Below are 1,600 nucleotides of genomic sequence, written 5' to 3'. Positions count from 1 at the left end.
GGGGCGAATGGCGTTCTCTACCGGGTTGTTGTCGGGGGTAAGCAGCCAGTGGTCCACATACCGAATCGCCCGGCGATACTGCCCCAGGGCATAGGCGATGGCAGAGCCCAGGGGACTGTGGGGCGGTACCTTCGTCTCCCAGTGGTTAAGCCACGAGCGAATCTCTTCAAAAACCGGCGCGGTCGCAGCCTTCCGTTCCTCCACAAAGACCTCCCGGGAAAGGTCCCCCGCAGCAAGACGAGCGCGCAGGTCCTTTTCAATCTGATAGAGTTTTCGGATGAGGCGTACCATCTCGGCGGCAGTACAGCTGGGCCCCTGCTCACTCACGAGCCGATAGAACTCCCGCCGAATATGAGCCCAGCAGCCCACATGCACAATTTCCGGCCGCCGGCCAATGCGATTGTAGCCACTGTACCCATCGGTCTGCAGGTACCCTGAGAAGTTTCCAATGATAGATGCCGCCACATCCCCCGAACGGGAGTCGGCATATTCAAACCAGATGAGGGGCCGGGGCGGATCCGTCGACCCAGGACCCACCTTGAAGCCCCGGGCAACCCACATCCGGGATTGACTCGTCGCAGGCCGCTCAGGCTCATGCAGTACCTGCGTCACCGTCTCATCCATCCCCAGGACCGGCGACGACCGCAGGTCCTCCTTCATCCGACGCCACAGCGGCTCCAGTTCCTCACTTACCCGCAGAATCATCCGGGCCATGGTCCCCCGTCCCAGTTCAAGTCCCAGCCGCTGGAGTGCCCCTTCCTGTCGATACAACGGCAGCCCATCCACATACTTACTCACGATGATGAACGCCGCCGTGCTGTTGGCATACTGGCTCCCCTTCGCTATCTTCGCTGGCGCCGGGGCGGTGACAATGGCCGGTTCGTCGTGGCCGATGAAGTCGTCACAGGTGCAGGGGCCGTATTTCCGTCGCACATGCACCTTCACCACCACCTTCGCAGGGATAAGCTCCACCTCTTCGCTCCGCTCTTCTCCGATAACGGGCCGTTCGCTCGCACACCACGGACAGGCGCGCGCCGCTTCATCAAGCTCGTGGAGTACCTCTATCCGTTCGATATCTCCCCGAATCCGTCGCCGGCCGCTGCCGGGGGCCTTCTTTTCGGCGGTGTGTGGTGATAGCCGGTCCTTTCGGCGCAGCCTCAGGGGCCTTTTGTATCTCGTCTTGAGCTGTGAGTTCAGCCTCATTGAACAGCTTTCCCTGTCCCCTACGTGAGTCGGCTGTACTGCAACTCCGGAAATCGCTTCCAGAAATCTATCCCCTCAAGGAGCATCCCCAGTTCTTCTTCCGTCAGTACCACAGGCTCGGTGGCACGCTGCTCCCGTGGCCATGGGAAATTTCCCCGTTCAAGCCGCTTGGTCCACAGGCAAAAGCCGTTCCGGTCTCAGTACAAGATTTTGAGTACCCGTTTGCTCTTCCCACAGAAGAGAAACAGGTCCCCGCTGAATAGTGGCGCCTCCCACTCCCGCTCCACCAGAACCGCAAGGCTGTAGGCCTGTTTCCGCATATCCGTCGGCCCTGGCCTCAGGTATATCCGTAGCCGGCTTACCTCAGACCACATATCCCAACCACCGCTCGCAGGGC

General features: G+C 60.7%; 1 protein-coding gene and 1 pseudogene. Both read right to left on the bottom strand.

The genetic code is table 11. The annotated features are described in order from the left end of the window. On the bottom strand, window positions 1-1,203 hold a 1,203-nt coding region (gene tnpC / locus C5O22_RS00030), incomplete at its 3' end, for an IS66 family transposase (RefSeq protein ID WP_132778899.1). A 20-nt stretch (window positions 1,204-1,223) separates the two neighbouring features. Further along, window positions 1,224-1,523, bottom strand: a pseudogene (tnpB, locus tag C5O22_RS13635) (IS66 family insertion sequence element accessory protein TnpB). Window positions 1,524-1,600: the final 77 nt, after the last annotated feature.

Origin of the sequence: Treponema sp. J25 (genome assembly GCF_004343725.1) — a bacterium.
Lineage (GTDB): Bacteria > Spirochaetota > Spirochaetia > Treponematales > Breznakiellaceae > J25.
This window is presented reverse-complemented; position numbering and strand designations above follow the sequence as displayed.